The following is a 25,070-nucleotide window of genomic DNA, read 5'->3' on the forward strand; positions in this document are numbered from 1 at the left end:
CATTCACCGCCGGCGGCTTCGCGGGGCCTCACTCCCAGCGGTTGAGGTGCGGGCCGAATGCCTCGCGCTGCCGGCGCACCACGCAGAAGCGATGGCCGCTCGGCGCCTCCAGCACCCACCAGCGCCCGCGCACGAACGCGATGCGGCGTGCGCCCAGCTGCTCCAGCCGCGCCACCTCGGCGTCGAGGTCGTCGGTCTCGATGTCCAGGTGCACGCGGCTGGCATGATCCACCTTCTGCAGCAGGATGATCGGTTCGTCGGGGGCGGTCTGCAGCTCCGCGTACTTGCCGTCGCCGTCCTGATCGACGCTGGCGATCGGCTTGCCCAGCGCCCGGCTCCAGAAATCGGTGACCGGCGCGAGCTCGTCGACCTGGCAGTCGATGACGATGGTGCAGAGTCGGCTGTGGTGCATGGGATGCCTCCGTCGGGTGGTCGATACGTGCGCAGCGATGCAGTGCGAGAATACGCCGCATGATCCCGCTCAAATATCTCCAGGCCTACCCCGCCACCTTGCAGGACAAGGTGCGCGACCTGATCGCGCAGGAGCGCCTGGGCGAGCACCTGGCGAAGCGTTATCCGGACCGCCATGAGGTGCAGAGCGACAAGGCGCTGTACGCCTACGTGGCGGTGTTGAAGCAGCAGCACCTGAAGAACGCGCCGGGCATCGACAAGGTGCTGTACGACAGCAAGCTCGACGTGCTGCGCAACGCGCTGGGCCTGCACACCGCGATCTCGCGCGTGCAGGGCGGCAAGCTCAAGGCGAAGAAGGAGATCCGCGTGGCCAGCCTGTTCAAGGCCGCCGCGCCGGAGTTCCTGCAGATGATCGTGGTGCACGAACTGGCGCACCTGAAGGAACTCGATCACAACAAGGCGTTCTACCAGGTGTGCACGTACATGCTGCCGGACTACCACCAGTGGGAGTTCGACCTGCGTGTCTACCTGACCTGGCGCGAACTGCCTTCGACGAACGCCGCGGGCAACCGGGAGTGACGATGGACAGCGCAGCGTTGCAGAAATACTTGTTGCGGTTGTTCGAACGCCACGACGTGGAACTCGATGCGGGCGAGGACGGCTGGCTGGTCACCGACGGTGATTTCCCGGCAATCCGCGCCCAGTGGCACGAGGGCGAGGCGGGCGAGCCGGGGCGCCTGGATGTCGACGTGGTGCTGGACGAGGAGCGCCGCATCGAGGAGAGCTTCGCCGGCATCGGCGACGGCGAAGCCGGTTGCCGCGACGCGCTGCGCACCTTGGAGCAGAATGTGTTCCACCCACTGCGGGCCGCCTGCTGGTACGTCACCGACGACCGCAAGATGCGAATCGCCGCGTGGGATATCGGCGTGCGCACGTGGGACGTGTTCATCGGCCCGTTCAGCGTGCGCGGCGCGGACGCCGCGAGCATGCCGGCCGAAGCGCTGCTGTCGATCGAGGCGGCACTGAAACACGAGGCGTTGACCCCCGAACTGCACTGGCTGCGGCTGGTGCACAGCCATGGCGCCGAGGGCGATTCGTGCTGCGAGGCGCTGCTCGACAACGAACCATGGACGGCGGGAACGCTGGCATTGACCGCCGTTCCGTGGCCGCACGGCGGCGACTACAGCGCACGCTGCTTCCTGCTGCTGGACGTGCGCGACTACTGATCGATGGATAAAAAAGATCGCGGTACCCGAGGTTCGAAGCGTCGCGCTGCTCGGATGGGGGATGTCACGGGTAACGGACGAACTTTGTCCGCTTGCCGGTTGTGCGCAAGACACATGTGAAACGGCCATCTCACTTTCGATGGTGCCATGGCGAATGGACTCACGTCGGCTGCACAAAGGACGTCCTATCGTGACACGCATGTGTTCGGCCTCAATAGAACTCTGTCGCTCCAGATTCTAGGGAAGGGCGCAAACGACGCAGATGTTTCGTGTGGCTGGCGCAAGGGGCACCGGCGAATTCATGAAGCAGACCGCTTCGGTCAGAGCATCAAAGGCTTGATTGGCGGCTGCGTTTTCGATGGCGGATGTCCGGCATCGCCAGCGTTTCCTCGCACTCTCTAACTTCAATTTGAAGTGGCCTCACTACATGGTGAGGGCGCACGGGCTGTTCGTGACCTGATTTCATGTCGCGGAACCCAGAACTGCGTCCGTCGCCCCGAAATTTGCCGCCGCAGAACCTATCAGCGTCTTTGCCGCAGGGCCACGCATATAGGTAAGCGAAGCCCTCGCCAGGATGTCTGTCATGAAAAGAGCCGCACTATTTCCGCTGATACTGCTGGCAATCAATCAAGGTGTGCTGGCCCAGGCACTTCCCGGTGCCGGCAGCCAGCTGCAGCAACTGCCGCATATCCCGGCATCGCAGCCGACCGCACCCGATATCCGTATCGAAGAGGCGCCTGCACAGCCCACGCCTGATTCGGGCTCGGTCAGGGTGCGGGTCATGGTCTTGCACGTCACCGGCGCGCGCGTTTTTTCAGAAGCGAAGCTGATGGCTGCCGCCGGCTTCAGGCCTGGGGCACAGTTGTCTCTGGCGGATATGCAGGAGATGGCTGCTCGCATCACCGATTTCTACCACCGTCAAGGCTACTTTGTGGCGCGGGCGTATCTGCCGGCACAGAAGGTTTCCGACAATGCGGTGACCATCGCTGTCAGCGAAGGCAGATATGGCAAGGTGACCGTGCACAACAGCACGAATCTGTCCGATACGCTTGCCCAGAGCAAGCTGGATGGGTTGAACCGTGGCGATCCGATTACGATCAAGCCATTGGAAAGCCGTCTGCTGCTGCTCTCGGATGTGCCTGGTGTGAAGGTCTCCTCGACGCTGGCACCAGGGGCCGATCCGGGTAGTTCGGATCTGATGGTCGATATCACGCCCGGGCGGCGGGTTACGGGGAGCGTGTTTGCGGACAATGCAGGCAACCCCTATACCGGCCAGTACCGCATTGGAGCGACAGTCAACGTCAATGATCCCTTCGGGCGTGGCGACGTCGCCAGCGTGAGTGCGCTGACGTCGGGCAGGGGGCTTCGCTACGGACTCGCGTCCTACCAGACGCAGATCGGTCTGGCCACGGTGGGGGTGTCCTACAGCAAGCTTGCCTACAAACTGGGCGGGCACTTCAGAGCGCTCGACGCGCACGGTTCGGCGGAGGTGGCCAGCGTCTATGGTTTCTATCCGCTGCTGCGATCGCGGGCTACCAACCTCACCGCCGGATTCGTCTACGAGGACAGAACTCTTCGGGACGACATCGATCTGTTTCATTCCGTCAATGAGCGAAAGTTGCACGTAGCGGCCGCACAGCTGTACGGCAACCATCAGGACAACTTCGCGGGCGGTGGCTTGACCAGTTTCTTTGTAAGCATCTCGGGCGGCTCGGTCGACATCCGCACGCCTGCGGCACGAGCTGCGGATGCCATCGGTGCGCAGTCCAACGGTCGGTATGGCAAGTTGTGGTTCGACGTGACGCGGCTGCAGCGTGTCACTGACCTGGTGTCGCTGTACGGCAGCTTCACCGGGCAGCTCGCGTCGAAGAATCTGGATCCCTCGGAACAGATGGTTCTTGGTGGCATGGGTGGTATCCGCGCCTATCCGCAAGGGGAAGGCTATGGCGACCATGGCTACCTGGCCAGCCTGGAAGCGCGCCTGCTGCTCGCCGGCCTTTCCGGCCATGTGCCAGGTCAGGTGCATCTGCTTGGTTTTGTGGATAACGGGCACGTCGTGATCAACGAACATCCCTGGTATCCCGGACCCAACAGCAGAACGCTGAGCAGCGTTGGCGTCGGTGCGACTTGGGAGGATCCGGGCAATTTCCTGGTCAGGATGTACTACGCGCAGAAGCTTGGCAGCGGTCCGGCTCTATCGGCCCCTGACAGGCCAGGGCGCTTCTGGGTTCAGGTGGTCAAGTACTTCTGATCCCGTCCGGCCGCGACGCACGTCCCTCAAAGCATTCGAGAATTCGCCATGAAACCCATTGATCGTCCTTTCCAGAACAAACACGCCGCTAGCGCAGCATCGCCTTCCGCGACCGCCACACCACCACCTCGTATCAACACCCGGTCGGGCGCCGCCAAGGGCGGTGGCTTGGCGTCACTGGCCGTGCGGGCGCTGGCCGGATCGCAGATGCTGGCGCTGGCCACCATGGTCCACGCGACCAATCCCGTGGGCGGCGTGGTAATCGCGGGACGCGCCAACATCAGCGGCAACGTCACCACCACGACGATCGTTCAGTCCAGTGCCAACGTCATCATCGATTGGCAGAGTTTCAGCATTGGCGCCGGCAATACTGTGCAGTTCGTGCAACCCGGCAGTACGTCGGTGGCATTGAACCGCGTGATGGGTGGTGGTTCGTCGCTTATCGATGGAAGCCTCACCGCCAATGGCAAGGTCTTCTTGATCAATCCGAACGGCATCCTGTTCGGCAAGGGCGCATCGGTGAATGTGGGCGGCCTGGTGGCGTCCACCCTGGGCATCAGCGATGCAGATTTCATGGCTGGGCACTACGCATTCAGCGGCGCCAGTGCCGGCTCGGTCGTCAACCAGGGTCACATCAATGCAGCCGATGGTGGCTATGTGGCAATGATGGGAGGCAGGGTCAGCAACCAGGGCGTCATCTCGGCCCGGCTGGGCAATGTGGCCTTGGCCGGCGGGGAGGCGATCACTTTGGACATGGCAGGTGATGGCCTGTTGAACGTGTCCGTATCGCGAGGCGCAGTCAATGCGCTGGTGAGCAACGGCGGCATGATCCTGGCTGATGGGGGTCATGCGCTGCTGACGACGCAGGCGGCCGGCAACCTGCTCGACACCGTCGTCAACAACACCGGGATCATCCAGGCGCAGACGATCGAGAATCACGGTGGCACGATCATGCTTCTGGGGGACATGCAAAGCGGCAGCGTGGATGTCGGCGGGACCTTGGATGCAAGCGCGCCGAATGGCGGTTCCGGGGGAGTGGTCGAAACCTCGGCGGCCCACGTCAACGTCGGCGGCGGAGCGCTGGTCAATACATTCGCGCCCTTGGGACGGACCGGACAGTGGCGGATTGATCCACAGGACTTCACGGTAGGCAGCGCGCCGACCGACAACATTTCAGGCGCAACGCTCTCGGCTTCGCTGGTCACCAACAACATCACCATCGACACTACCTCCAATACAGGAACGGGCAACGGCGATATATTCATCAACGATGCGGTGAGCTGGACAGCCAGCGGTGCGCCCACCACCCTGACCCTGAATGCCAATCGCGACGTGAACATCAACGCTTCGGTCACTGCCACCGATGGCAATTTTTCGGTCTGCTGCGGGCGTGACATCAACGTCGGCAAAGCCATTACCACCACCAACGGCAGCGTCAAGCTCAATGCGGGCCACGATGTCAATCAGGACGCGGCGATCACGGTGACGGACGGCAACCTGCTGCTGTGCGCGGGCAACAACGTCAATGTTTTTGCTGCGCTCACGCTGACCCGAGGCACCGCTGACCCGACCCGGAGCCTTGGCCTGCCGCTAGGCATGACCCTGAGCGCCGATACCAACGGCATCGGCCCTGGTACCCCGGGCGGTACGGTCGTATTCGCTCCCTTGGCTCCGCCGGCAGCTGTCACCAAAGCGCCGGTCAATATCTACTACAACCCGGTTTCCTATACGGCACCCACGGATTATTCGACCAAGTTCACTCTCACCGAGGGCGCGGCACTCACTCAATACATGCTGGTTTTCGCCACCGGTGGCGACAAGACCTATGACGGAACCACGGCAACCCGGCTGACCGGGTTGGCGGGTGGCCCGACAGGGGTGACGTTGGTCGCCGGTAGCGGCAGCAGCGCAAACTTCGCTTCACCTGACGTGGGTGTGGCCAAAGGAATCTCCTATAGCGGTTACACCTTGGCAGGCCCCAACGCAGGTGCCTACGCGCTGCCGCTGAATTGCTGTGGACCGGTGTTCGCCCATACCACCGGAACGATCACTGCAGCAGCCCCAGCCCCAGCCCCAGCCCCAGCCCCAGCCCCAGCCCCAGCCCCAGCCCCAGCCCCAGCCCCAGCCCCAGCCCCAGCCCCAGCTCCAGCCCCAGCCCCAGCCCCAGCCCCAGCCCCAGCCCCGGCTCCAGCCCCAGCCCCAGCCCCGGCTCCAGCCCCAGCTCCAGCTCCAGCTCCAGCTCCAGCTCCAGCCCCAGCCCCAGCCCCGCCACCGCCACCGCCACCGCCACCGCCACCGCCACCGCCTGCGCTGCCGGTAGGGGCGCCGGTTCTGGGGGTCCTGCCGCCGCCTGCTCCGCAGTGGACTGCAACGCCAGCCACGCTGGTTGAAGTGGTCCCCGCATCGTCGCCCGCCATGATGATGGTGATGATTCCGCCGCCGCCGCCGCCGACTACAAAGGTCGTTCCTTACGTCGCACCGTTTTACAAGCCGAAACCAGAGCGAAACTGATGCGATTTATGCTGCGGGTCGGCCGCCGATGGATTTGACTTGTGCGACTAGACATCTGACGCGTGCCGGTTTTCGTCGACTGGCAGCGTTGACGTTCGTTGTTGCATGCCAAGGGGCGGTCGCCACCACAAGCCCTGCGAACAACACCCTGGCATCCACCCCATCGAGCTCCGCGAGGCAGGCCTTGGCGGTTGCCACGCATCTCCGGATATCCGATGCAGGACCGGAGCCGGCGTCATCAAAAGTCACCAGCCTGGCGCAGTGGGTGGTTGCGTCGCGCGACAACGCCGGCATGCCATACGTGATCATCGACAAGGTCAACGCTCAGGTATTCGTGTTCGATCCGGCCGGCCACCTGCAAGCGGCCGCGCCTGCCTTGCTTGGCTGGGCACGGGGTGACCGCTCGGTCGAGGGGATCGGCGACCGGAAGATGTCGACCATTCGGCCACAGGATCGCATCACGCCGGCAGGCCGTTTCACGGCGTCGTTGGGTCACAACTCGCAAGGAAAAGAGATCCTTTGGATTGACTACAAGGATGCGATAGCTCTTCATCCGGTCGTCAAGGGGACGCCGCGGGAACGACGCGCCGAGCGCCTGAAGAGCCCCGCGGCAGCGGACAAACGCATCTCATACGGATGCATCAACGTTCCATTGAAGTTCTACGAGAAGTTCATCAGTCCCGCATTCGCACACACCAGTGGCATCGTCTACATTCTTCCCGAAGAGCCCTCGACAGGAGATTTGTTCGGGTCGTACACGTTCGGCACTGATACGAAACTTTCCTCGCCGGACCGGCCGTAGTCCGGAGGCAGGCGCCGCATGGCGGCAGTTCCTCTGCAAAGGCCAGCAGATTTCTGCGAGCGCTGGCCGGACGCGCGCGGTGCGCCGACCGCATGATGGGTTCCTCCCGGAACGGGCCACGTGCGCGCGATTCTGAATCCCGCTCGCTCACGATGCGCTGTCCGCTGGACCCATGAGCGCTTCAAATAGGTGGGAACCGGCGGGATCGTCAGGCGCACGTTCGTCATTGACGTGCGCGCAAGCGGAAGTCGGCCCACAGCGTTGCCAGGTGGCGAAGCGGCAGCGGTCCAAGCTCGCGAGCGAGCCACAGCGCGCCCGTCGAGGCATCGCCTGCATGTGCCCGGCAAGACCACGCCAGGCATCTGCATCCCGTCGATCTCGACAAGCTCGCCGCGCAAGTGCGGAGGCTGGCCGACTTTGCCCGCTGCCAGGCGAGCAGATGGCCTGCAATTCCGAGGCTGTGCGGGCGCACCAAAGAAAAGCCCCGGGCGGATGCCCGGGGCTTGGGTCAATAGCGACTTCGCGACTGCAAGCGATCTCGACAACTAGCGAGAACGTCTCGGCCCGAGGGCGCCCTCATCTTTGTTGTGCAAGCGATCACAACTCAGTTCGGCAGCGCCAGATCGTCCAGCATCGCCTTGAGGAAGCGCGCGGCTTCGCCGCCGGTGGCGGCGCGGTGGTCGAAGGTCAGGCTGAGCGGCATGCGCCGGTGCACCTCGATGCCGCCGATCACCGCCACCACGTCGTGGCTGAGCTTGCCGGCACCGACGATGGCGACGGTGGGCGGCACCACCACCGGCGTGGCGTAGCGGCCGGCGAACATGCCGAAGTTGCTGAGGCTGATGGTATAGCCGGACAGCTCCGAGGCCGGGATCGAGCGATCCTCCACCTGCGAACGCAGGCGCTTGATCGCGGCGCGGATGCCGGCGCCGTCGAGCACGTCGGCATTGCGCAGCGCCGGCACGAACAGGCCGTCGTCGGTGTCCACCGCGATGCCGATGTCGACGTGCGGGTGCAGCGTGCGGCTGAGGTTCTTGCCGTCGAACCACGCGTTCAGCGCCGGCACCGTCTTGCAGGCGAACACGATGGCGCGGATCAGGCGCGCGGTGATGTCCTGCTTGCCGATCCAGGCGTGCAGGTCGGCGTCGTCCACCAGGGTGGTTGGCACCACCTGGGCATGGGCGTCGGCCATCACGCGGGCCATGTTGCGGCGCACGCCCTTCAGCTGCTCCGGCTGGCCGCTGGCCGCGACGCTCGGCGGCGCGGTGCGCACCGGCTTGCCGGCCAGGGAGACGGGGCCGCGCTGCGGCTCGGGCAGTTCCGGCGCCAGGTGGCGGCCGGCCGAGGCGGGCACCGCGCGCGCCGGGGCGGCGCCCAGCGCGGCGCTGCCGTTGGCGGCGGCGTTCTTCACGTCCTGCATGGTGACCACGCCATCGGCGCCGCTGGGCCGCACGCGGGCGAGATCGACCTTGAGCTTCTTCGCCAGCGCGCGTACCGCCGGCACCGCCTTCACGCCGCCGATGCTGGCGGCCTGCTCGACGTGCACGGTGTTGCCGCTGACCATCGCGCCGACCACGGTGCCCTCGTCCTCGCGCTCGGCCTTGGCGGCCGGCTTCGCTTCCGCGGCCTTCGCCGGCTCGGCTTTCTTCGGGCCGTGGTGGTGGCCGGTGGCCTCGGCCTCGGCGCGCTGCTTGGCGTTTGGGTCGGGCTCGAAATCGGCCAGTGCGGCACCGGTCTCGATGATGTCGCCGGGTGCGCCGTACAGCCTGGTGACCTTGCCGGTGTACGGCGAGGGCACGTCGACCACCGCCTTGGCGGTTTCCATCGAGCATAGCGGCGCGTCGAGCTTGATGCTGTCGCCCACCTTCACGTGCCATTCGACCACGGTCGCGTCGGGCAGGCCTTCGCCGAGGTCGGGGAGGTAGAACGTCTTGATGTCAGCCATGGGCGGATTTCCAGAATATGTGTTGGTTTGGTTCCCTCCCCTGCATGCAGGGGAGGGTTGGGGTGGGGTGCTCTTTGTTCCGGACTTCAGATCAAGAGCTTTACCCCCTCCCAGCCTCCCCCTGCAAGCAGGGGGAGGAGCAAGGGCGTCAGCTCGCCGCCAGCGTGCGCTTGGCCGCGTCGACGACGCGCTCCACGCTCGGCAGGTATTTCATTTCCAGGCGGAACAGCGGGATGTGGGTGTCGAAGCCGGTGACGCGCTCGACCGGGGCGAGCAGGTCGTACAGGCATTCCTCGGCGACGCGCGCGGCGATCTCGGCGCCGAAGCCGGCGGTCTTCGGGGCCTCGTGCACGATCACGCAGCGGCCGGTCTTCTGCACCGATTCGGCGATGGTGTCGAAGTCCAGCGGGGTCAGCGTGGCCACGTCGATCACCTCGGCGCTGATGCCGTCGGCGGCCAGCGCGTCGGCGGCTTCCAGCGCTTCCTTCACCTGCGCGCCCCAGGTCACCAGGGTCACGTCGGTGCCGTCGCGCAGCACGAAGCACACGTCCAGCGGCAGCGCCTCGCCGTCGTCCGGCACTTCTTCCTTGTACTGGCGGTAGATGCGCTTGGGCTCGAAGAACATCACCGGATCCGGATCGCGGATCGCGGCCAGCAGCAGGCCGTAGGCGCGCGCGGGCGACGACGGCATCACCACGCGCAGGCCGGGGATGTTGGTGAACAGGTGTTCGTTCGCTTCCGAATGATGTTCCGGCGCGCGGATGCCGCCGCCCCACGGCGCGCGCCACACGGCGGGCACGGTGAGGCGGCCGCGGGTGCGGTTGCGCATGCGTGCGGCGTGGCAGGCGATCTGCTCCATCATCGGGTAGATGAAGCCCTCGAACTGCGCCTCGGCCACCGGCTTCATGCCCTGCACGGCGAGGCCGACGGTGACGCCGGCGATGGTGGTTTCGTCCAGCGGCGTGTCGAGCACGCGCAGCTCGCCGAACTTTTCCTGCAGACCCTGGGTGGCGCGGAACACGCCGCCGTTGACGCCCACGTCCTCGCCCAGCACCACGACGCTGTCGTCGTGGGCCATTTCGTAGGCGAGCGCCTGGGTAACCGCTTCGATGAGAGTGATCTGTGCCATGACTCAGTGGCCCTTGTTTTCAAGCGAGAGGACGTAATCGCGCTGCTTGGCGAGATCGGCGGGGATTTCGGCGAAGGTGTAGTCGAACATCGCCGAGACCGGCTGTGTCCTGGTCTCGAGGTAGGCGTTCACCTCGTTGTCCATCCACTCGTCGCACTCGGCCTTCCAGGCCTCTTCCTTCGCGTCGTCCCATACCTTCTTCGCCACCAGCCAGTTGCGCAGGCGCTTCATCGGTTCCTTGTTCCAGCCGTCCTTCACTTCCTGTTCGCCGCGGTAGCGGCGCGCGTCGTCGGCGGTGGTGTGGTCGCCGAGGCGGTAGGTCACCAGCTCGAGCACGCTGCCGCCCTGGCCGCTGCGGGCGCGCTCCAGCGCGTCCTCCATCGCCTTGCGCACGGCGATGATGTCGTTGCCGTCCACCTGGATCGAGAACAGGCCCGCGGCGATGCCCTTCTGCGCCAGCGTGGGCGCACCGGACTGGATCTTGCGCGGCACCGAGATCGCCCACTGGTTGTTCACGATCACCGCCACCAGCGGCAGATTCTGCGCGCCGGCGATGTTGATGGCGCCGTAGAAGTCGCCCTTGGACGAGCCGCCGTCGCCGATGGTGCACACCGCCACGCGCTTCTCGCCGCGAATCTTGAACGCCAGCGCGGAACCCGCCGCATGCAGGCACTGCGTGGCGATCGGCACCGACCAGGCGAAGTCGTGCCGCGCCGGTTCCTTCTGGTAGTCGTTGCCGCGTTCGTCGCCGCCCCAGTACATGTACACCTCGCGCGGCTGTACGCCGCGGTACAGCTGCGCGCCGTATTCGCGATAGCTCGGCGCGTACACGTCTTCCGGCCGCATCGCGCTGCCGATGCCCACGTGCGCGGCCTCGTGGCCGAGGCAGCTGGCGTAGGTGCCCAGCTTGCCGGTGCGCTGCAGGGCGATCGACTTGGCGTCGAACACGCGGGTGGACAGCATCAGCTTGTACAGCTCGACCATGTGGCCGAGGTCTTTCGCGAACTCGGGCAGATCATCACGTACCTGCTTGCCCTCGGCATCGAGGTATTGCAGGTATTCGATTTCAAACTTGGCGGCGATGGTCACGACTCGCTCCGGAGTGAGGATGGGGAAAGCCTGGAACTGGTGTCCGGGGCCTGCGGCGGGCACAAGACGACCGGACAAGACCGCGCTTGATAGCAGGCAGGCATGTTGCGCTGCAAGGTACAGCGCAGCATGCGGGGCCGTACGGGAGTGCGTGCGCGCGGGATTCCTGCTTCCGATCAGGCCCGGCAGCGCGTCCAGCCGCTACCATGATCCTTTCGGCAGGTGACGGAACAGCATGAGCGACAACCAGCGCGATCTCGAAGCAGGCATCCGGACCGACCTCGACGGACAGATAACCTATGGCGGCTACCTGCGCCTGGACACGCTGCTGTCCGCGCAGCGGCCGCTGAGCCAGCCGCCGCATCACGACGAGATGCTGTTCATCGTGCAGCACCACGTGGCCGAGCTGTGGATGAAGCTGCTGATCCACGAGTTGAAGGCGGCGCTGGCGCACCTGCGATTGGACGACATCGATGCCTGCCTGAAGATTCTCGCGCGGGTGAAGCAGGTGCAGCGCCAGCTGTTCGAGCAGTGGGCGGTGCTGGAGACGCTGACCCCGTCGGAGTACCTGGAGTTCCGCGGCGTGCTGGGGCCGTCCTCCGGCTTCCAGTCGCTGCAGTACCGCACGATCGAATTCATGCTGGGCAACAAGAATGCCGGCATGCTGAAGGTGTTCGCGCATGATCCTGCGGCGCAGGCCGAATTGCGCGCGGTGCTGGAGGCGCCCAGCCTGTACGACGAATTCCTGCGCTACCTGGCGCGCCGCGGCCATGCGGTGCCGGCCGAACTGCTGCAGCGCGACTGGACCGGGGCCTACCGGCGCAACGAGGCGCTGCTGCCGGCGCTGAAGCGCATCTACGAGCGGCGCGCGCAGTTCTGGCCGGAGTACCACATGTGCGAGCAGCTGGTGGACGTGGAGGAGAGCTTCCAGTTGTGGCGTTTCCGCCACATGAAGACGGTGGAGCGGATCATCGGCCACCGCCGCGGCACCGGCGGTTCGTCCGGCGTGGCGTTCCTGAAGAAGGCGCTGGACCTTGAATTCTTCCCGGAACTGCTGGACGTGCGCACCGTGCTCGGCAGCTGACGGGTCGCCAGGGAACGTCATGAGCCAGACCATCGAGGCCGGCGTACCCGGCTACCCGCAGCTGCTCGGCCATCCGCGCCCGCTGTGGATGCTGTTCATGACCGAGTTCTGGGAGCGCTTCGCGTTCTACAGCGTGAGCTGGGCGCTGGCGCTGTACATCGTGGCGCAGTTCTTCCACGGCGACCCGTCCGGCCAGGGCTGGGCCAGCGGCATCTACGGCGCGTGGGTGGCGCTGATCTACGCGATGGGCATCTTCGGCGGCTACATCGCGGACCGGGTGATCGGCTACCAGCGCTCGATCCTGATCGGCGCGGCGGTGATGGCGCTGGGGCTGTTCGCGATCATGCTGCCGGACAAGCGGCTGTTCCTGGTCGGGCTGTCGCTGGTGATCGTGGGCAACGGCCTGTTCAAGCCGAACATCTCCACGATGGTGGGCCAGCTCTACGCGCGCGACGACGAGCGCCGCGACCGCGGCTTCACCCTGTTCTACATGGGCATCAACGGCGGCGCGCTGCTGGCGCCGCTGTTCACCGGCTGGCTGGCCGGCTATCTCACCGATACGCCGCTGGAGCAGAACTACAAGGCGGTGTTCGGCGCGGCCGGCGTGGGCATGCTGCTCAGCCTGCTGTGGTTCTGGATCGGCCGGCGCCAGCTCGGCGCGGTGGGCCGGCCGGCACCGGGCCACGCCAGCCGCACGCGCGTGGCGTGGGTGCTGCTCGGCGTGCTGCTGTCCGTCCCGCTGGTCTACCTGCTGCTGGCGTACGTGGGCGCCATCTACCTGTCGTGGGTGCTGGGCGTGCTGTTCGCCGCGGTGGCGGCGATGCTGCTGGTCGAGGGCGTGCGCCACGATCGCGTGCAGGTGGAGCGGGTGATCGCGATGCTGATCATCTTCGCCTTCAACATGCTGTTCTGGATGTTCTATTTCCAGCTCGGCACGTCGTTCAATTTCCTGGCGCAGAACCTGGTCGATCGCCGCATGTTCGGCGGCTGGGAGTTCCCGGTGGGCTGGTTCCAGTCGGTCAGCCCGCTGGCGATCATCCTGCTGGCGCCGCTGGTGACCCTGGTCTGGGCCTTCCTCGCCGCGCGCCGGCGCGAGCCGTCGATTCCACGCAAGTTCGGCCTCGGGCTGGTCTTCAACGGCCTGGGCTTCGCGGGGCTGATGTACGGGCTGTCGCACCTGCTCGACGGCCGCGGCCTGATTCCGTTCTGGCCGCTGGCGCTGTGCTACGTGCTGCAGACCGTGGGCGAGCTGTGCCTGTCGCCGATCGGCTTGTCGATGGTGACCAAGCTGGCGCCGCCGCGGCTGGTCGGGCTGGCGATGGGCGGCTGGTTCCTGTCGCTGGCGGTGGGTGGCAATCTCTCGGGCCTGCTGGCCGGACGCATCAGCGGCGACAGCGGCATGACCGCGGCGTCGGCGCTTGCCGGCTTCAGCTTCAGCTTCTGGCTGCTGGCCGGTGCCGGCGTGTTGCTGCTGCTGATCGCGCCGCTGATCAACCGGCTGATGCACGGGGTGCGCTGACGGCGCGCCTGGCGATGCGACGCGAGCGCTGCGTGTTGCAGTGCATTTGACGCGGCCCGCGGTCAGCGGTTACACCTTCCCGAAAGAATTTACGGGTCCGCGCGCGAGGTGCCGATCCGCCACCGGGGAGCATCCATGAGTCAAGTCACCGATACGGCGCCGCCCGCCGTACCCGAGTATCCGCAGCGTCTCGGCCATCCACGTCCGCTGTGGATGCTGTTCATGACCGAGTTCTGGGAGCGCTTCGCGTTCTACGGCATCCGCTGGGCGCTGGTGCTGTACATCGTGGCGCAGTTCTTCGGCGGCGAGGGGGCGGGCCAGCAGCCGGCCAGCCGCACCTACGGCGCCTACCTGGCGCTGGTCTACGCCGCGGCGATCTTCGGCGGCTACATCGCGGACCGCGTGCTCGGCTACCAGCGCTCGATCCTGGTGGGCGCGGCGGTGATGGCGGCGGGCCTGTTCATGATCGCCATCCCGAGCCAGCAGGTGTTCGAGCTGGGCCTGGCCACCATCATCGTGGGCAACGGCCTGTTCAAGCCGAACATCTCCACCATGGTGGGCCGCCTCTACAGGACCGGCGACGAGCGCCGCGACAGCGGCTTCACCATCTTCTACATGGGCATCAACGCCGGCGCGCTGATCTCGCCGATCATCACCGAATACCTGGCCAAGGCCGTGTTCGGCACCGAGGCGATGCCGAGCTACAAGTACGTGTTCATCGCCTCGGGCGTGGGCATGCTGATCAGCCTGGTGTGGTTCTGGATCGGCCGGCGCGGCCTGCAGGGCGTGGGGCTGGTGCCCGCCGGCGGCGAAAGCCTGGCGCGCGTGGCCTGGGTGCTGCTCGGCATGCTGGTGTGCATCCCCGGCGTGTACTTCCTGCTCGCCGCGGGCGCGGGTTTCCTGCAGTGGGTGCTGAGCCTGCTGTTCGTGGCGCTGGCCGTGCTGCTGATGGTGGAAGGCATCCGCGAGGGCAGGGTGCAGCGCGACCGCGTGATCGCCATGCTGATCGTGTTCGCGTTCAACGTGCTGTTCTGGATGTTCTTCGAGCAGGCCGGCAGCTCGTTCACCTTCCTCGCCGACCAGATCGTCAACCGCCAGCTCGGCGGCTTCAGCTTCCCCACCGCGTGGTTCCAGTCGGTGAACTCGCTGGCGATCATCTTCCTGGCGCCGCTGATCGCGTGGATCTGGGTGGCGATGAAGGGCCGCAACCCGTCGATCCCGCGCAAGTTCGGCCTGGGCCTGGTCTTCAACGGCTTCGCCTTCCTGCTGCTGATGTTTGCCCTGTCGAGCCTGGTGAACGATGCCGGCAAGATCCCGTTCTGGACGCTGTTCATGGTCTACGTGATCCAGTCGGTGGGCGAGCTGTGCCTGTCGCCGATCGGGCTGTCGATGGTGACCAAGCTGGCCCCGGCGCGCCTGGTTGGCTTCGGCATGGGCGGCTGGTTCCTCTCCACCGGCATCGGCAACAACCTGTCGGGGATCTTCGCCGGCCACGTCAGCGGCGAGAGCGGGATGACCGTGCAGTCGGCGCTGGACGGCTACACCTTCGGCTTCTGGTCGCTGCTGGGCGCCGGCGTGCTGCTGTTCCTGATCGCGCCGCTGATCAACCGGCTGATGCACGGGGTGAAGTGACGGGGAACGGGGCGGGAGGCCGGGACGTTCCCGCTTCCCGCCATGGCCGGTTCACGGCTGCAGCTTGTCCAGGATCCGCATCAGCCAGGCCCGTTCCTCCGCGTCGAGCCGGGCCAGCACTTCGCGCTCGCGCGCGCGGGCCATCGGCGCCACCTCGTCGTGCATGGCCCAGCCGGCATCGGTGAGGCTGAGCACCGAGCGCCGCTTGTCGTTGTCGTGGGTGGCCCGGTGGACCCGGCCGGCCTCGACCAGCCGTGCCAGCGCGCGGCTCACCGCCACCTTGTCCATCGCCGTGCGTTCGGCCACCTCGCGCGCAGACAGCCCCGCGTAGCGCCCCAGCACGGCCATCACCCGCCATTCGGTCACCGAGATGTCGTAGCGGCTCTGGTAGTCGTCGGCGATCGTCTGGCTGATCGTGTTGGACAGGATCGACAGCCGGTACGGCAGGAAGTGTTCCAGTTGCAGCGGGGCATGCTCGGCCGTGGCGGGAGCGGGCTTGTGCTTGGCGGACATTGCGGCGGTGGTCCTTGCAAATGGTTTCATACGAAACTATAACTTGTGCGGTCGTCCGTGACCGCAAGAGCCAAAAGCAGCCATCCACGGCGGCACTCTTCATGGAAAGCACGCGTCAATTTAGCGCGCGTTGTGCAAAAGCCCGCATTGGCAGCGCGCCTGCCCTCATCGTAGCCCCCGGAGAGATCGCATGAACGCCCAGCCGAACCCAGGCATGCAGGTCACCACGTTCGAGAACCCGATGGGGATCGACGGTTTCGAGTTCGTCGAGTTCGCCGCCCCGGCCGGCCGCGCAGGCGAGCTGCACGCGCTGTTCAAACGCATGGGCTTCAGCGCGGTGCTGAAGCACAAGCGCCGGCCGATCACGGTATACCGGCAGAACGGCGTGAACTTCCTGGTCAACGAGGACCCGGACTCGTTCGCCGCCGATTTCGCCGCGAAGCACGGCCCCAGCGCCTGCGGCTTCGCGATCCGCTTCCGCAAGCCCGCGGCCGGGGTGCTGCAGGCGGTGCTCGGCAACGGCGGCGAGGCGGTCACCGACAAGGAGGCCAGCAAGGCGGTGAACGCGCCGGTGGTGAAGGGCATCGGCGACTGCATGCTGTACCTGGTCGACCGCTATGGCAGCGCCGGCAGCATCTACGACGGCGATTACGCGCCGATCGAGGGCGCCGGGCAGAATCCGAAGGGTTTCGGCCTCACCTTCATCGACCATCTCACCCACAACCTGTACTTCGGCAACATGCAGAAGTGGTCGGACTACTACGAGAAGCTGTTCAACTTCCGCGAGATCCGCTACTTCGACATCAAGGGCGCCAAGACCGGCCTGGTTTCCAAGGCGATGACCGCGCCGGACGGCATCGTACGCATCCCGCTGAACGAGTCGAGTGACCCGAAGAGCCAGATCAACGAGTACCTCGACGCCTACCACGGCGAAGGCATCCAGCACATCGCCTGCTTCACCGACGACATCTACGCCACGGTGGAGCAGATGCACGCGGCCGGCGTGGAATTCCTCGATACGCCGGACACGTATTTCGACGTGATCGACCTGCGCATCCCCGACCACGGCGAGGACGTGCCGCGGCTGGCCAGGAACAAGATCCTGATCGACGCCGACCCGGAGACCAAGCAACGCAAGCTGCTGCAGATCTTCACCCAGAACGCGATCGGCCCGATCTTCTTCGAGATCATCCAGCGCAAGGGCAACGAGGGCTTCGGCGAGGGCAATTTCCAGGCGCTGTTCGAGTCGATCGAGCGCGACCAGATGAAGCGTGGAGTGCTGTGACGCAACGGGGCCCTTCGACTTCGCCTGTCCCGCGCCTGTCGAAGAGCCCAGAGCGAACGGGCTTGCCTCACCGTTCGCCCTGAGCGTAGCCGCGCAGCGGCGAAGTCGAAGGGCAGTCGAGGCCCGAACGAATATTTGTCGTTGAGGATTGATGCCCGGCTGCTACCGGAGATCAGGAATGGAGTTCTTTCTCTACATCCTCGAATGCGCCGACGGCAGCTTTTATATCGGCCACACGGATGACCTGGATCGAAGAATCGAGCAGCATGACACGGGCCGAGGCTGTGCATACACCGCCACACGGTGTCCGGTGAAGCTGGTACATGCACAGGGCTTCGAAACTCGGGGCGAGGCCTTGGCCATGGAGCGCAAACTCAAGGGCTGGAGTCGGGCAAAGAAGCAGGCGTACATGGTGGGGGATTGGGAGGCGGTGAGTCTCTTGTCCAAAGGAAAGCACAAGCATCAGCGAGTGCGGGAAGGCGCTTCGACTCCGCTCGCTGTGCGAGCTACGCTCAGCGCGAACGGTGATGATGCCGTTACGCGTCCAACCAGACGGAAAGACGACGCATGAACTACCAATCCGGTTTCGGCAACGAGTTCGCCAGCGAGGCGATTCCCGGCGTGCTGCCGGTCGGCCAGAACTCGCCGCAGCGCGTGGCGCACGGGCTGTACGCGGAGCAGCTGTCCGGCACCGCGTTCACCGCGCCGCGGCATGCGAACCGGCGCAGCTGGCTGTACCGGATCCGCCCGGCGGCGGTGCACGAGCCGTTCCGGCCGCTGGCGCACGCCAGCTTCCACAACCGCTTCGACGAGGCGCCGGCCACGCCGAACCAGCTGCGCTGGGATCCGTGGCCGCTGCCTGAAACGCCGACCGATTTCGTCGACGGCCTGGTCACCCTGGCCGGCAATGGCGGCCCGGCCGAGCAGGGCGGCATCGGCATCCACGTCTATGCGGCGAACCGCTCGATGCAGCGGCGCTTCTTCTACGACGCCGACGGCGAACTGCTGATCGTGCCGCAGCAGGGCCGGCTGCGGCTGGCCACCGAGCTGGGCGTGATCGAGATCGAGCCGCAGGAGATCGCGGTGATCCCGCGCGGCGTGCGTTTCCGCGTCGACCTGCCCGACGGCGCGGCCGATGCACACGGAAGTGCGAGTGCCACGGGCGCAGGAGGCGCAGGAGTGGCCCGCGGCTACGTCTGCGAGAACTTCGGCGCGCTGCTGCGCCTGCCGGAACTCGGCCCGATCGGCTCGAACTGCCTGGCCAACGCGCGCGACTTCCTCACCCCGCACGCGGCGTATGAGGACGTCGAAGGTGCGTTCGAGCTGGTGGCGAAGTTCCAGGGCGCGCTGTGGACGGCGAAGATCGGCCACTCGCCGCTGGACGTGGTGGGCTGGCATGGCAGCTACGCGCCGTACAAGTACGACCTGCGCCGCTTCAACACCATCGGCTCGATCAGCGTCGACCACCCCGACCCGTCGATCTTCACCGTGCTGACCTCGGCCAGCGACACGCCCGGCACGGCGAACGTGGATTTCGCCATCTTCCCGCCGCGCTGGCTGGTGGCCGAGCACACGTTCCGCCCGCCGTGGTTCCACCGCAACGTGGCCAGCGAGTTTATGGGCCTGATCGCCGGCGTGTACGACGCCAAGGCCGAGGGCTTCGTGCCCGGCGGCGCCTCGCTGCACAATTGCATGAGCGCCCACGGCCCGGACGCGGCCACCTTCGAGAAGGCCTCGAACGCCGACCTGTCGAAGCCGGACGCGATCGGCGGCACCATGGCCTTCATGTTCGAGACGCGCAAGGTGATCCGCCCCACGCAGCAGGCGCTGGACGCGCCGCAATTGCAGCATGATTACTATCGGTGCTGGCAGGACATCCGCAAGCACTTCGCGCCGTGAACGCGACCGACCCACGCACCCGACACAAGGCACCCCGATGAAACTCGCATCCCTCAAGGAAGGCGGCCGCGACGGCACCCTGGTCGTGGTCAGCCGCGACCTCGCGCGCGCGGCCAAGGCCACCGGCATCGCGCCGACGCTGCAGGCTGCCCTGGACGACTGGTCGAACGCGGCGCCCAGGCTCAACGCGCTGTCCGATGCATTGAACGCCGGCACGGCACCGGGCGCGTTCGCGCTGGACATGGCCGCGCTGGCCTCGCCGCTGCCGCGCGCGTACGAGTTCGTCGACGGCAGTGCCTACCTGCCGCATGTCGAGCGCGTGCGCCGCGCCCGCGGCGCCGAGGTGCCGAAGTCGTTCTACACCGATCCGCTGATGTACCAGGCCACCAGCGCCGGCTTCCTCGGGCCGCGCGACCCGGTGGTGGTGCCCAGCGAGGACTACGGCATCGACCTCGAGGCCGAGGTGGTGGTGGTCACCGACGACGTGCCGATGGCGGCGACGCCGGCGCAAGCCTCCGGACACATCCAGCTGATCGGCCTGATCAACGATGTCAGCCTGCGCGGGCTGATCCCCGCCGAGCTGGCCAAGGGGTTCGGCTTCCTGCAGAGCAAGCCGCGCTCGGCGCTGTCGCCGGTGCTGGCGACGCCGGACGAGCTGGGCGAGGCCTGGGCCGGCGACAAGCTGCACCTGCCGATGCGCACCTGGCTCAACGGCCGCTGGTTCGGCGAGGCCGAGTGCGGCGTCGACATGCAGTTCAGCTTCGCCGAACTGGTGGCGCACGCGGCCAAGACCCGCCCGCTCACCGCCGGCACCATCGTGGGCTCCGGCACCATCGCCAACGAGGACACCGGCAAGGGCGCCTCCTGCCTGGCCGAGCAGCGCACCGTGGAAACCCTGCGCGACGGCCATCCCACCACGCCGTTCCTGAAGTTCGGCGACCGCCTGAAGATCGACGTCATCGACGCCGCCGGGGCCTCGATCTTCGGTTCGATCGAGCAGCAGGTCGTCCCGTACAGGCCGTAGTCCGCCAGCGCCGGGTTGCTGCGGCATCTCGCCGCGACATGGCGGCAATTGACCCGGATCAAGGCACGCCGGCAGGCGCGTCGACAGACTCGCCACCATGGCCATTCCCATCACTCCTCCCGAATTCGACCCGGCGCTGATCGCCCGCTACGACGTGGCGGGGCCGCGTTACACCAGCTACCCGACGGCGCCGCAGTTCCGCGCCGACTTCGACGAGGCGGCCCTGCGCGGGGTGATCCGCGCCTCCAACGAGGAGCCGATCCCGCGCCCCCTGTCGGTGTACGTGCACGTGCCGTTCTGCATGAGCCCGTGCTTCTACTGCGGCTGCAACCGGGTGATCACCCGCGACGTGACCCAGGCGGACCGCTACCTGGAACGGCTGTACCGCGAGATCGAGCTGATCGCGCCGCTGTTCGACCGCGACCGCCCGGTGCGCCAGCTGCACTTCGGCGGCGGCACGCCGAACTTCCTCGACGCGGCGCACATGGGCGAGCTGCTGGAGTCGCTGGCGCGGCATTTCAGCTTCAGCCACGAGGCGGATCGCGAATACGGCATCGAGATCGACCCGCGCTTTGCCGACGGCGCCTACGTGCGCCACCTGGGCGAGCTGGGTTTCAACCGGATCTCGGTGGGCATCCAGGATTTCGACCCGGCGGTGCAGAAGGCGGTCAACCGGATCCAGAGTTTCGAGCAGACCCGCGAGGTGATCGAGGCGGCGCGCGCGGCCTCGTTCCGCTCGGCCAGCGTCGACCTTATCTACGGCCTGCCGCTGCAGACGGTGGACGGCTTCAGCCGCACGCTGGAGCAGGTGGCGGCGCTGAATCCCGACCGCGTGGCGGTGTACGGCTACGCGCACCTGCCGGAGATGTTCAAGGCGCAGCGGCAGATCGAGGCGTCCGAGCTGCCCGACGCGGCCACCCGGCTGGCGTTGTTCGGGCGCGCGCTGGAGCAGCTCAGCGCGGCCGGCTACGTCTACATCGGCATGGACCATTTCGCCCGCGCCGACGACGAACTGGCGCAGGCGCAGCGCAGCGGCACCCTGCAGCGCAATTTCCAGGGCTACTCGACCCATGGCGACTGCGACATCGTCGGCCTCGGCGTCAGCGCGATCGGCCGCATCGGCGACAGCTACAGCCAGAACGCGCGCGACCTGATCGGCTATTACGCGGCGCTGGACGCGGGCCGGCTGCCGGTGATGCGCGGCCTGCAGCTGGACGAGGACGACCTGATCCGGCGCGAGCTGATCAACGAGCTGATGTGCCACGGCGTGCTCGACAAGCAGGCCTTCGGCGCGCGCCACCGGCTGCTGTTCGACGAGTATTTCGTGCGTGAGCGGCAGCGCCTGGCGCTGCTGCAGGACGACGGGCTGGTGCTGGAGAGCCCGCGCGAGATCCGGGTGACTTCGCGGGGGCGGCTGCTGTTGCGTATCATCGCCATGTGCTTCGATGCCTACTTGGGCGACAATGCCCGGGCCTCGCGATACTCGCGCGTGATCTGACCAACGCAGCCTCCACCGGCACGGCCGACATCATGCAATCCAAGTACCCGGCAGGTCGCCTGCCCGATCCGCCCAGCCCGATTGCCGACGACGGCGACGAGACGCATTTCTGCGGTACCTGCGCGTTTTCCAGCGCCTGCATCGCGGCGGGTTACCACAAGCCCGAGCTGGCGGCGCTGCAATGCCTGGTCGAGCACGTGGGGCCGTTCCGCGCCGGCGAGCACATCTTCCGCACCGGCGACCCGTTCCGCGCGATCTTCGCCGTGCGCAGCGGCACCGTGAAGACCCGCATGGTCGACAAGGAAGGCCGCGAGCAGGTGCTCGGCTTCTACCTGCCCGGCGAGGTGATCGGCCTCAACGCGATCTATCCCGAGCACTTCCCGTGCGACGCGGTGGCGCTGGACACCACCTTCTTCTGCCGCTTCTCGTTCCCCGCGATGAGCGCGCTGGCCTCGCGCGTGCCGGCGGTGCAGCAGCACCTGTTCCGCATGCTCAGCAAGGAGCTGGGCACAGCCTCGCTGCTGGCCGGCGACCACAGCGCCGACGAACGCGTGGCCGCGTTCCTGCTCGACCTGGCCGGGCGCTATGCCGCGCGCGGCTTCTCCGCCACCCGCTTCCACCTCAGCATGTCGCGCGGCGACATCGCCAACTACCTGCGCCTGGCCGCCGAAACCGTCAGCCGCGTGCTCAGCCGCTTCCGCGCGCAGAAGCTGATCTCGATCGAGGGACGCGAGCTGGAACTGCTGAACCCGGCGCGGTTGCGCGAGATCGGGCAGACGCTGCTGCGCGAATAGGGCCGGCCGCCGGACCCGCCGCGGGCGGGATCAGTGCTGCATCAGCACCGGCACGGCGGCGTCTTCCAGTACCCGTTGGGTGGCGCCGCCGAACACGCGTTCGCGCATGCGCGAACGGCCGTAGGCGCCCATGACCAGCAGGTCGGCGCGGATGTTCCCCACTTCCTGCAGCAGAATCTCGCCGGCCATCGCGGAGGACGAGCGCACGTAGCTCGGCTTCGAGGCGATGCCGTGGCGGAGCAGGTAGACGAACGGATCGAAGCGCGGGCGCCCCTCGTCGCCGTCGCGCACGTCGCCATCGACCAGGGTGACCTGTTTCGCCACCCGCAGGAACGGCAGGGCGGCGTGGATCGCGCGGATCGCCTCGATGCTGCCGTTGCAGCCGACCACGATGCGCTCGAAGCGGATCTCCCGGTTCCAGCCGGGGGGCAGGATCAGGCAGGGCATCCGGCAGGCCAGGATCGCCTCGCCGAGGACGTCGAGCAGGCCGGATGCCTGCACCATGTCCCGCTCGATCACCGCGAGGTCGTGGCGCGCGCCGAGCCAGCGCAGCGTGTCGGCGATGCCGCTGCGGGCCACGATCCAGTCGGCGCCGTGCACGCCGGCTTGCCGCGCGAAGGCGCCGAACGCGGCCAGCTCGTCGGCCGATTCGGGGCGCGTTTCGAGCAGCAGGCCCAGCACGGTCGGCTCGGCGGCGGCGTGCGTGCGCAATGCCGGGTCGATGAAGCAGCCGGTGATGTTGCTGCCCCAGCGTGCGGCGATCGACATGCCCGCGGTGACGGCGGGGCTCCATGGCCGGGCCGAGGTGGCCAGGGCGAGGATGTCGCCGGGGCGCGTGACGCGGGTCGAGGGATCGGCTTGTTGGTGGCTGGTCATGTGATGGGTCGGGGGTCGGGGCCGGCGCGGCGTTCAGAGGTCGAGGGTGTGGATGACCTGCGCGGCATCGTCCGGGTCGAGCCGGCGGGTGAAGCCCAGGTAGGCGGCCAGCTCGCGCATCGGCTCGTTCCCGGCGGCGTCGATCGAGAACATCTGCCGGAAGCCGTTCTTGCGCGCGGCCTCGATCAGGCGCCGCATCAGCAGCACCGCCAAGCCGCGGTGGCGCCAGTCGTCGGCGACCGTCACCGCGCATTCGCAGTGCTTGTCGTCGGCGCTGGCGGCATAGCGGCTCACGCCGACCTCGCGCAGCTCGCCGTTGTCGTGGGCCAGCGCCACGAAGGCCAGCCGCCGCCGTGCGTCCACGTTCATCAGCGAGTCGATCAGCGCCGGGTTGGCGCCCTTCATGCCGCCGAGGAAGCGGAAGCGGCAGGCCTCCCCGGACAGCCGGTTGATGAAATCCGTTTCGCGCTGGCGATCGTCCGGGCGCAACGGGCGTACCAGTACCGGGCTGCCGTCAGCGAGGGTCTCGATCCAATGGGTTCCCTCGATGGCGCCGAAAGGCGTGAAAGCCGGGCTGCCGTGGCCGGTCTGGTGTGTGCTGGACATGATCTGCCCCGATGGCGGATGGATCGTGCTCGATTCCCGTGTCGCGGCGGCTGCCCGTCGCGGCGCGGTCCCTTGCAGGATCGAGTTGTACGCCGCGCCGCGCCGCCTGCTGTTGACCTCGGTCAACCAAGCGACCGGGGCTCAGCTGGCGTCGTTCCGCCGGGAGCCGGCCGGGTAGCCGTTGCGGCAAAGGTCGGCGAGCAGGTCGGGACGCAGGATGCGCACGGCCTTGCGGTTGACCTCGAGTACGCCCATTTCCTCCATCCGCGAGAACAGGCGGCTGACCGTCTCCACCACCAGGCCGAGGTAGTTGGCGATGTCGTAGCGCGACATGGTCAGGGTGAGCGCGGCGCTGTCGCGTTGCAGGCGTTCGTAACGGTCGGCGAGGCTCTTCAGGAAGATCGCCAACTGCTCTTGCGCCTGCTGCCGGCCCATCATCACCAGGTGCCTGTGCTCCTCGACCACCTCGCGGCTGATCACCCGCATCAGCTGGCGGTGCAGCGCCGGTACCTCGCTGGTGACCTGCTGCAATTGCGCATAGGGCAGTTCGCAGATGCTGGAGCGCTCCAGCGCCTCGGCCTGGCTGGCGTGCCGGTCCGAGGCCAGCGCGTCGAAGCCGATGATTTCGCCGGGCAGGTGGAAGCCGAGGATCTGCGTGTCGCCCGCCTCGTTCTGCACGAAGGTCTTGAGCGAGCCCGACCGCACCACGTAGAGCGCCTTGAACGGGTCGCCGTCGCGGTACAGCACGCCGCCGCGCTCCAGCATGCGCTTGTCCCTGACGGTACCGTCCAGCCGGGTCAGGTCGTCGCGGCCGATGCCGGCGGGCAGGCACAGCTCGTTCAGCGCGCAGGAACTGCAGCTGCGGCGCAGCAGGTTCAGGTCGAGGACGTTTGCGCTGTGTTCCATCGGCATCATTTTTCGATTGGGAACGGTTCTCGCGGACGGGTCCGTCCCGTTGGATCCGTGCCGTCCGAAC

Annotated in this window: 22 protein-coding genes; 14 read left to right on the forward strand and 8 right to left on the reverse strand. The window is 66.9% G+C overall.

Going from position 1 to position 25,070, the window contains the following annotated elements:
* Positions 1 to 28 precede the first annotated feature (28 nt).
* Positions 29 to 412 (reverse strand): VOC family protein, encoded by a 384-nt coding sequence (locus AC3WRN_RS02855; RefSeq protein ID WP_492621808.1) that lies wholly within the window; start codon positions 410 to 412, stop codon positions 29 to 31.
* A 59-nt stretch (positions 413 to 471) separates the two neighbouring features.
* Between AC3WRN_RS02855 and AC3WRN_RS02860 the strand changes: the two genes are divergently transcribed.
* The 5 genes from AC3WRN_RS02860 to AC3WRN_RS02880 all read left to right on the forward strand — a co-directional run bounded on the left by AC3WRN_RS02860 (position 472) and on the right by AC3WRN_RS02880 (position 7,201).
* The gene (locus AC3WRN_RS02860; RefSeq protein WP_068095835.1) at positions 472 to 990 is read left to right on the forward strand and encodes a M48 metallopeptidase family protein; all 519 of its coding nucleotides are present in this window, start codon (positions 472 to 474) and stop codon (positions 988 to 990) included.
* A 2-nt stretch (positions 991 to 992) separates the two neighbouring features.
* The gene (locus tag AC3WRN_RS02865) at positions 993 to 1,637 is read left to right on the forward strand and encodes a DUF6348 family protein (RefSeq protein ID WP_492621809.1); all 645 of its coding nucleotides are present in this window, start codon (positions 993 to 995) and stop codon (positions 1,635 to 1,637) included.
* 583 nt (positions 1,638 to 2,220) lie between these two features.
* Positions 2,221 to 3,888 (forward strand): ShlB/FhaC/HecB family hemolysin secretion/activation protein, encoded by a 1,668-nt coding sequence (locus tag AC3WRN_RS02870; protein ID WP_492621810.1) that lies wholly within the window; start codon positions 2,221 to 2,223, stop codon positions 3,886 to 3,888.
* A gap of 48 nt (positions 3,889 to 3,936) precedes the next feature.
* Positions 3,937 to 6,399 (forward strand): two-partner secretion domain-containing protein, encoded by a 2,463-nt coding sequence (locus AC3WRN_RS02875; protein ID WP_492621811.1) that lies wholly within the window; start codon positions 3,937 to 3,939, stop codon positions 6,397 to 6,399.
* Between the two features lie 184 nt (positions 6,400 to 6,583).
* A complete protein-coding gene (locus AC3WRN_RS02880; protein WP_201028771.1) occupies positions 6,584 to 7,201 on the forward strand; it encodes a L,D-transpeptidase in 618 nt (205 codons plus the stop codon).
* 604 nt (positions 7,202 to 7,805) lie between these two features.
* Here AC3WRN_RS02880 and AC3WRN_RS02885 read toward each other — a convergent pair.
* From AC3WRN_RS02885 to pdhA, 3 genes are all read right to left on the reverse strand, one after another.
* Positions 7,806 to 9,146: a dihydrolipoamide acetyltransferase family protein gene (locus AC3WRN_RS02885; protein WP_492621812.1), complete on the reverse strand. Its 1,341-nt coding sequence runs from the start codon at positions 9,144 to 9,146 to the stop codon at positions 7,806 to 7,808.
* Between the two features lie 148 nt (positions 9,147 to 9,294).
* The gene (locus tag AC3WRN_RS02890) at positions 9,295 to 10,275 is read right to left on the reverse strand and encodes an alpha-ketoacid dehydrogenase subunit beta (RefSeq protein ID WP_068097426.1); all 981 of its coding nucleotides are present in this window, start codon (positions 10,273 to 10,275) and stop codon (positions 9,295 to 9,297) included.
* 3 nt (positions 10,276 to 10,278) lie between these two features.
* Positions 10,279 to 11,364 (reverse strand): pyruvate dehydrogenase (acetyl-transferring) E1 component subunit alpha, encoded by a 1,086-nt coding sequence (gene pdhA, locus AC3WRN_RS02895; RefSeq protein WP_068097423.1) that lies wholly within the window; start codon positions 11,362 to 11,364, stop codon positions 10,279 to 10,281.
* A gap of 235 nt (positions 11,365 to 11,599) precedes the next feature.
* On the opposite strand from pdhA, the gene AC3WRN_RS02900 reads away from it, so the two are divergent.
* From AC3WRN_RS02900 to AC3WRN_RS02910, 3 genes are all read left to right on the forward strand, one after another.
* Positions 11,600 to 12,448 (forward strand): tryptophan 2,3-dioxygenase, encoded by an 849-nt coding sequence (locus AC3WRN_RS02900; RefSeq protein ID WP_492621813.1) that lies wholly within the window; start codon positions 11,600 to 11,602, stop codon positions 12,446 to 12,448.
* Between the two features lie 19 nt (positions 12,449 to 12,467).
* Positions 12,468 to 13,967 (forward strand): peptide MFS transporter, encoded by a 1,500-nt coding sequence (locus AC3WRN_RS02905; RefSeq protein WP_492621814.1) that lies wholly within the window; start codon positions 12,468 to 12,470, stop codon positions 13,965 to 13,967.
* A 135-nt stretch (positions 13,968 to 14,102) separates the two neighbouring features.
* Positions 14,103 to 15,599 carry a peptide MFS transporter gene (locus AC3WRN_RS02910; RefSeq protein ID WP_492621815.1) on the forward strand — a complete coding sequence of 499 codons (1,497 nt, stop codon included), beginning with the start codon at positions 14,103 to 14,105 and terminating at the stop codon, positions 15,597 to 15,599.
* Positions 15,600 to 15,650: 51 nt separating this feature from the next.
* On the opposite strand, the gene AC3WRN_RS02915 is transcribed toward AC3WRN_RS02910, so the two are convergent.
* Complete coding sequence (locus AC3WRN_RS02915) at positions 15,651 to 16,112, reverse strand: MarR family winged helix-turn-helix transcriptional regulator (RefSeq protein WP_492621816.1); 462 nt, start codon at positions 16,110 to 16,112, stop codon at positions 15,651 to 15,653.
* Between the two features lie 190 nt (positions 16,113 to 16,302).
* Between AC3WRN_RS02915 and hppD the strand changes: the two genes are divergently transcribed.
* From hppD to AC3WRN_RS02945, 6 genes are all read left to right on the forward strand, one after another.
* The gene (hppD, locus tag AC3WRN_RS02920) at positions 16,303 to 17,397 is read left to right on the forward strand and encodes a 4-hydroxyphenylpyruvate dioxygenase (protein ID WP_492621817.1); all 1,095 of its coding nucleotides are present in this window, start codon (positions 16,303 to 16,305) and stop codon (positions 17,395 to 17,397) included.
* A 178-nt stretch (positions 17,398 to 17,575) separates the two neighbouring features.
* Positions 17,576 to 17,968 (forward strand): GIY-YIG nuclease family protein, encoded by a 393-nt coding sequence (locus AC3WRN_RS02925; RefSeq protein WP_082823622.1) that lies wholly within the window; start codon positions 17,576 to 17,578, stop codon positions 17,966 to 17,968.
* The gene (gene hmgA, locus AC3WRN_RS02930; RefSeq protein ID WP_492621818.1) at positions 17,965 to 19,296 is read left to right on the forward strand and encodes a homogentisate 1,2-dioxygenase; all 1,332 of its coding nucleotides are present in this window, start codon (positions 17,965 to 17,967) and stop codon (positions 19,294 to 19,296) included. The genes AC3WRN_RS02925 and hmgA overlap by 4 nt, the downstream gene beginning before the upstream one ends.
* Before the next feature lie 37 nt (positions 19,297 to 19,333).
* Entirely contained in the window at positions 19,334 to 20,320 is a 987-nt protein-coding gene (locus AC3WRN_RS02935) for a fumarylacetoacetate hydrolase family protein (protein WP_492621819.1), read from the forward strand.
* Positions 20,321 to 20,417: 97 nt separating this feature from the next.
* Positions 20,418 to 21,818 (forward strand): oxygen-independent coproporphyrinogen III oxidase, encoded by a 1,401-nt coding sequence (gene hemN / locus AC3WRN_RS02940; RefSeq protein WP_492621820.1) that lies wholly within the window; start codon positions 20,418 to 20,420, stop codon positions 21,816 to 21,818.
* A gap of 32 nt (positions 21,819 to 21,850) precedes the next feature.
* The gene (locus AC3WRN_RS02945) at positions 21,851 to 22,612 is read left to right on the forward strand and encodes a helix-turn-helix domain-containing protein (RefSeq protein WP_068097408.1); all 762 of its coding nucleotides are present in this window, start codon (positions 21,851 to 21,853) and stop codon (positions 22,610 to 22,612) included.
* Positions 22,613 to 22,642: 30 nt separating this feature from the next.
* Here AC3WRN_RS02945 and AC3WRN_RS02950 read toward each other — a convergent pair whose 3' ends face one another.
* From AC3WRN_RS02950 to AC3WRN_RS02960, 3 genes are all read right to left on the reverse strand, one after another.
* Positions 22,643 to 23,488, reverse strand: coding sequence for a universal stress protein (locus tag AC3WRN_RS02950; RefSeq protein WP_068097406.1), 846 nt, complete (start codon positions 23,486 to 23,488; stop codon positions 22,643 to 22,645).
* Between the two features lie 33 nt (positions 23,489 to 23,521).
* Positions 23,522 to 24,094 (reverse strand): GNAT family N-acetyltransferase, encoded by a 573-nt coding sequence (locus tag AC3WRN_RS02955; RefSeq protein WP_068097402.1) that lies wholly within the window; start codon positions 24,092 to 24,094, stop codon positions 23,522 to 23,524.
* Between the two features lie 141 nt (positions 24,095 to 24,235).
* Positions 24,236 to 25,000 (reverse strand): cyclic nucleotide-binding domain-containing protein, encoded by a 765-nt coding sequence (locus tag AC3WRN_RS02960; RefSeq protein ID WP_492621821.1) that lies wholly within the window; start codon positions 24,998 to 25,000, stop codon positions 24,236 to 24,238.
* Positions 25,001 to 25,070: the final 70 nt, after the last annotated feature.

The sequence above is a fragment of the Rhodanobacter sp. FW101-FHT13A11 genome (genome assembly GCF_058790335.1).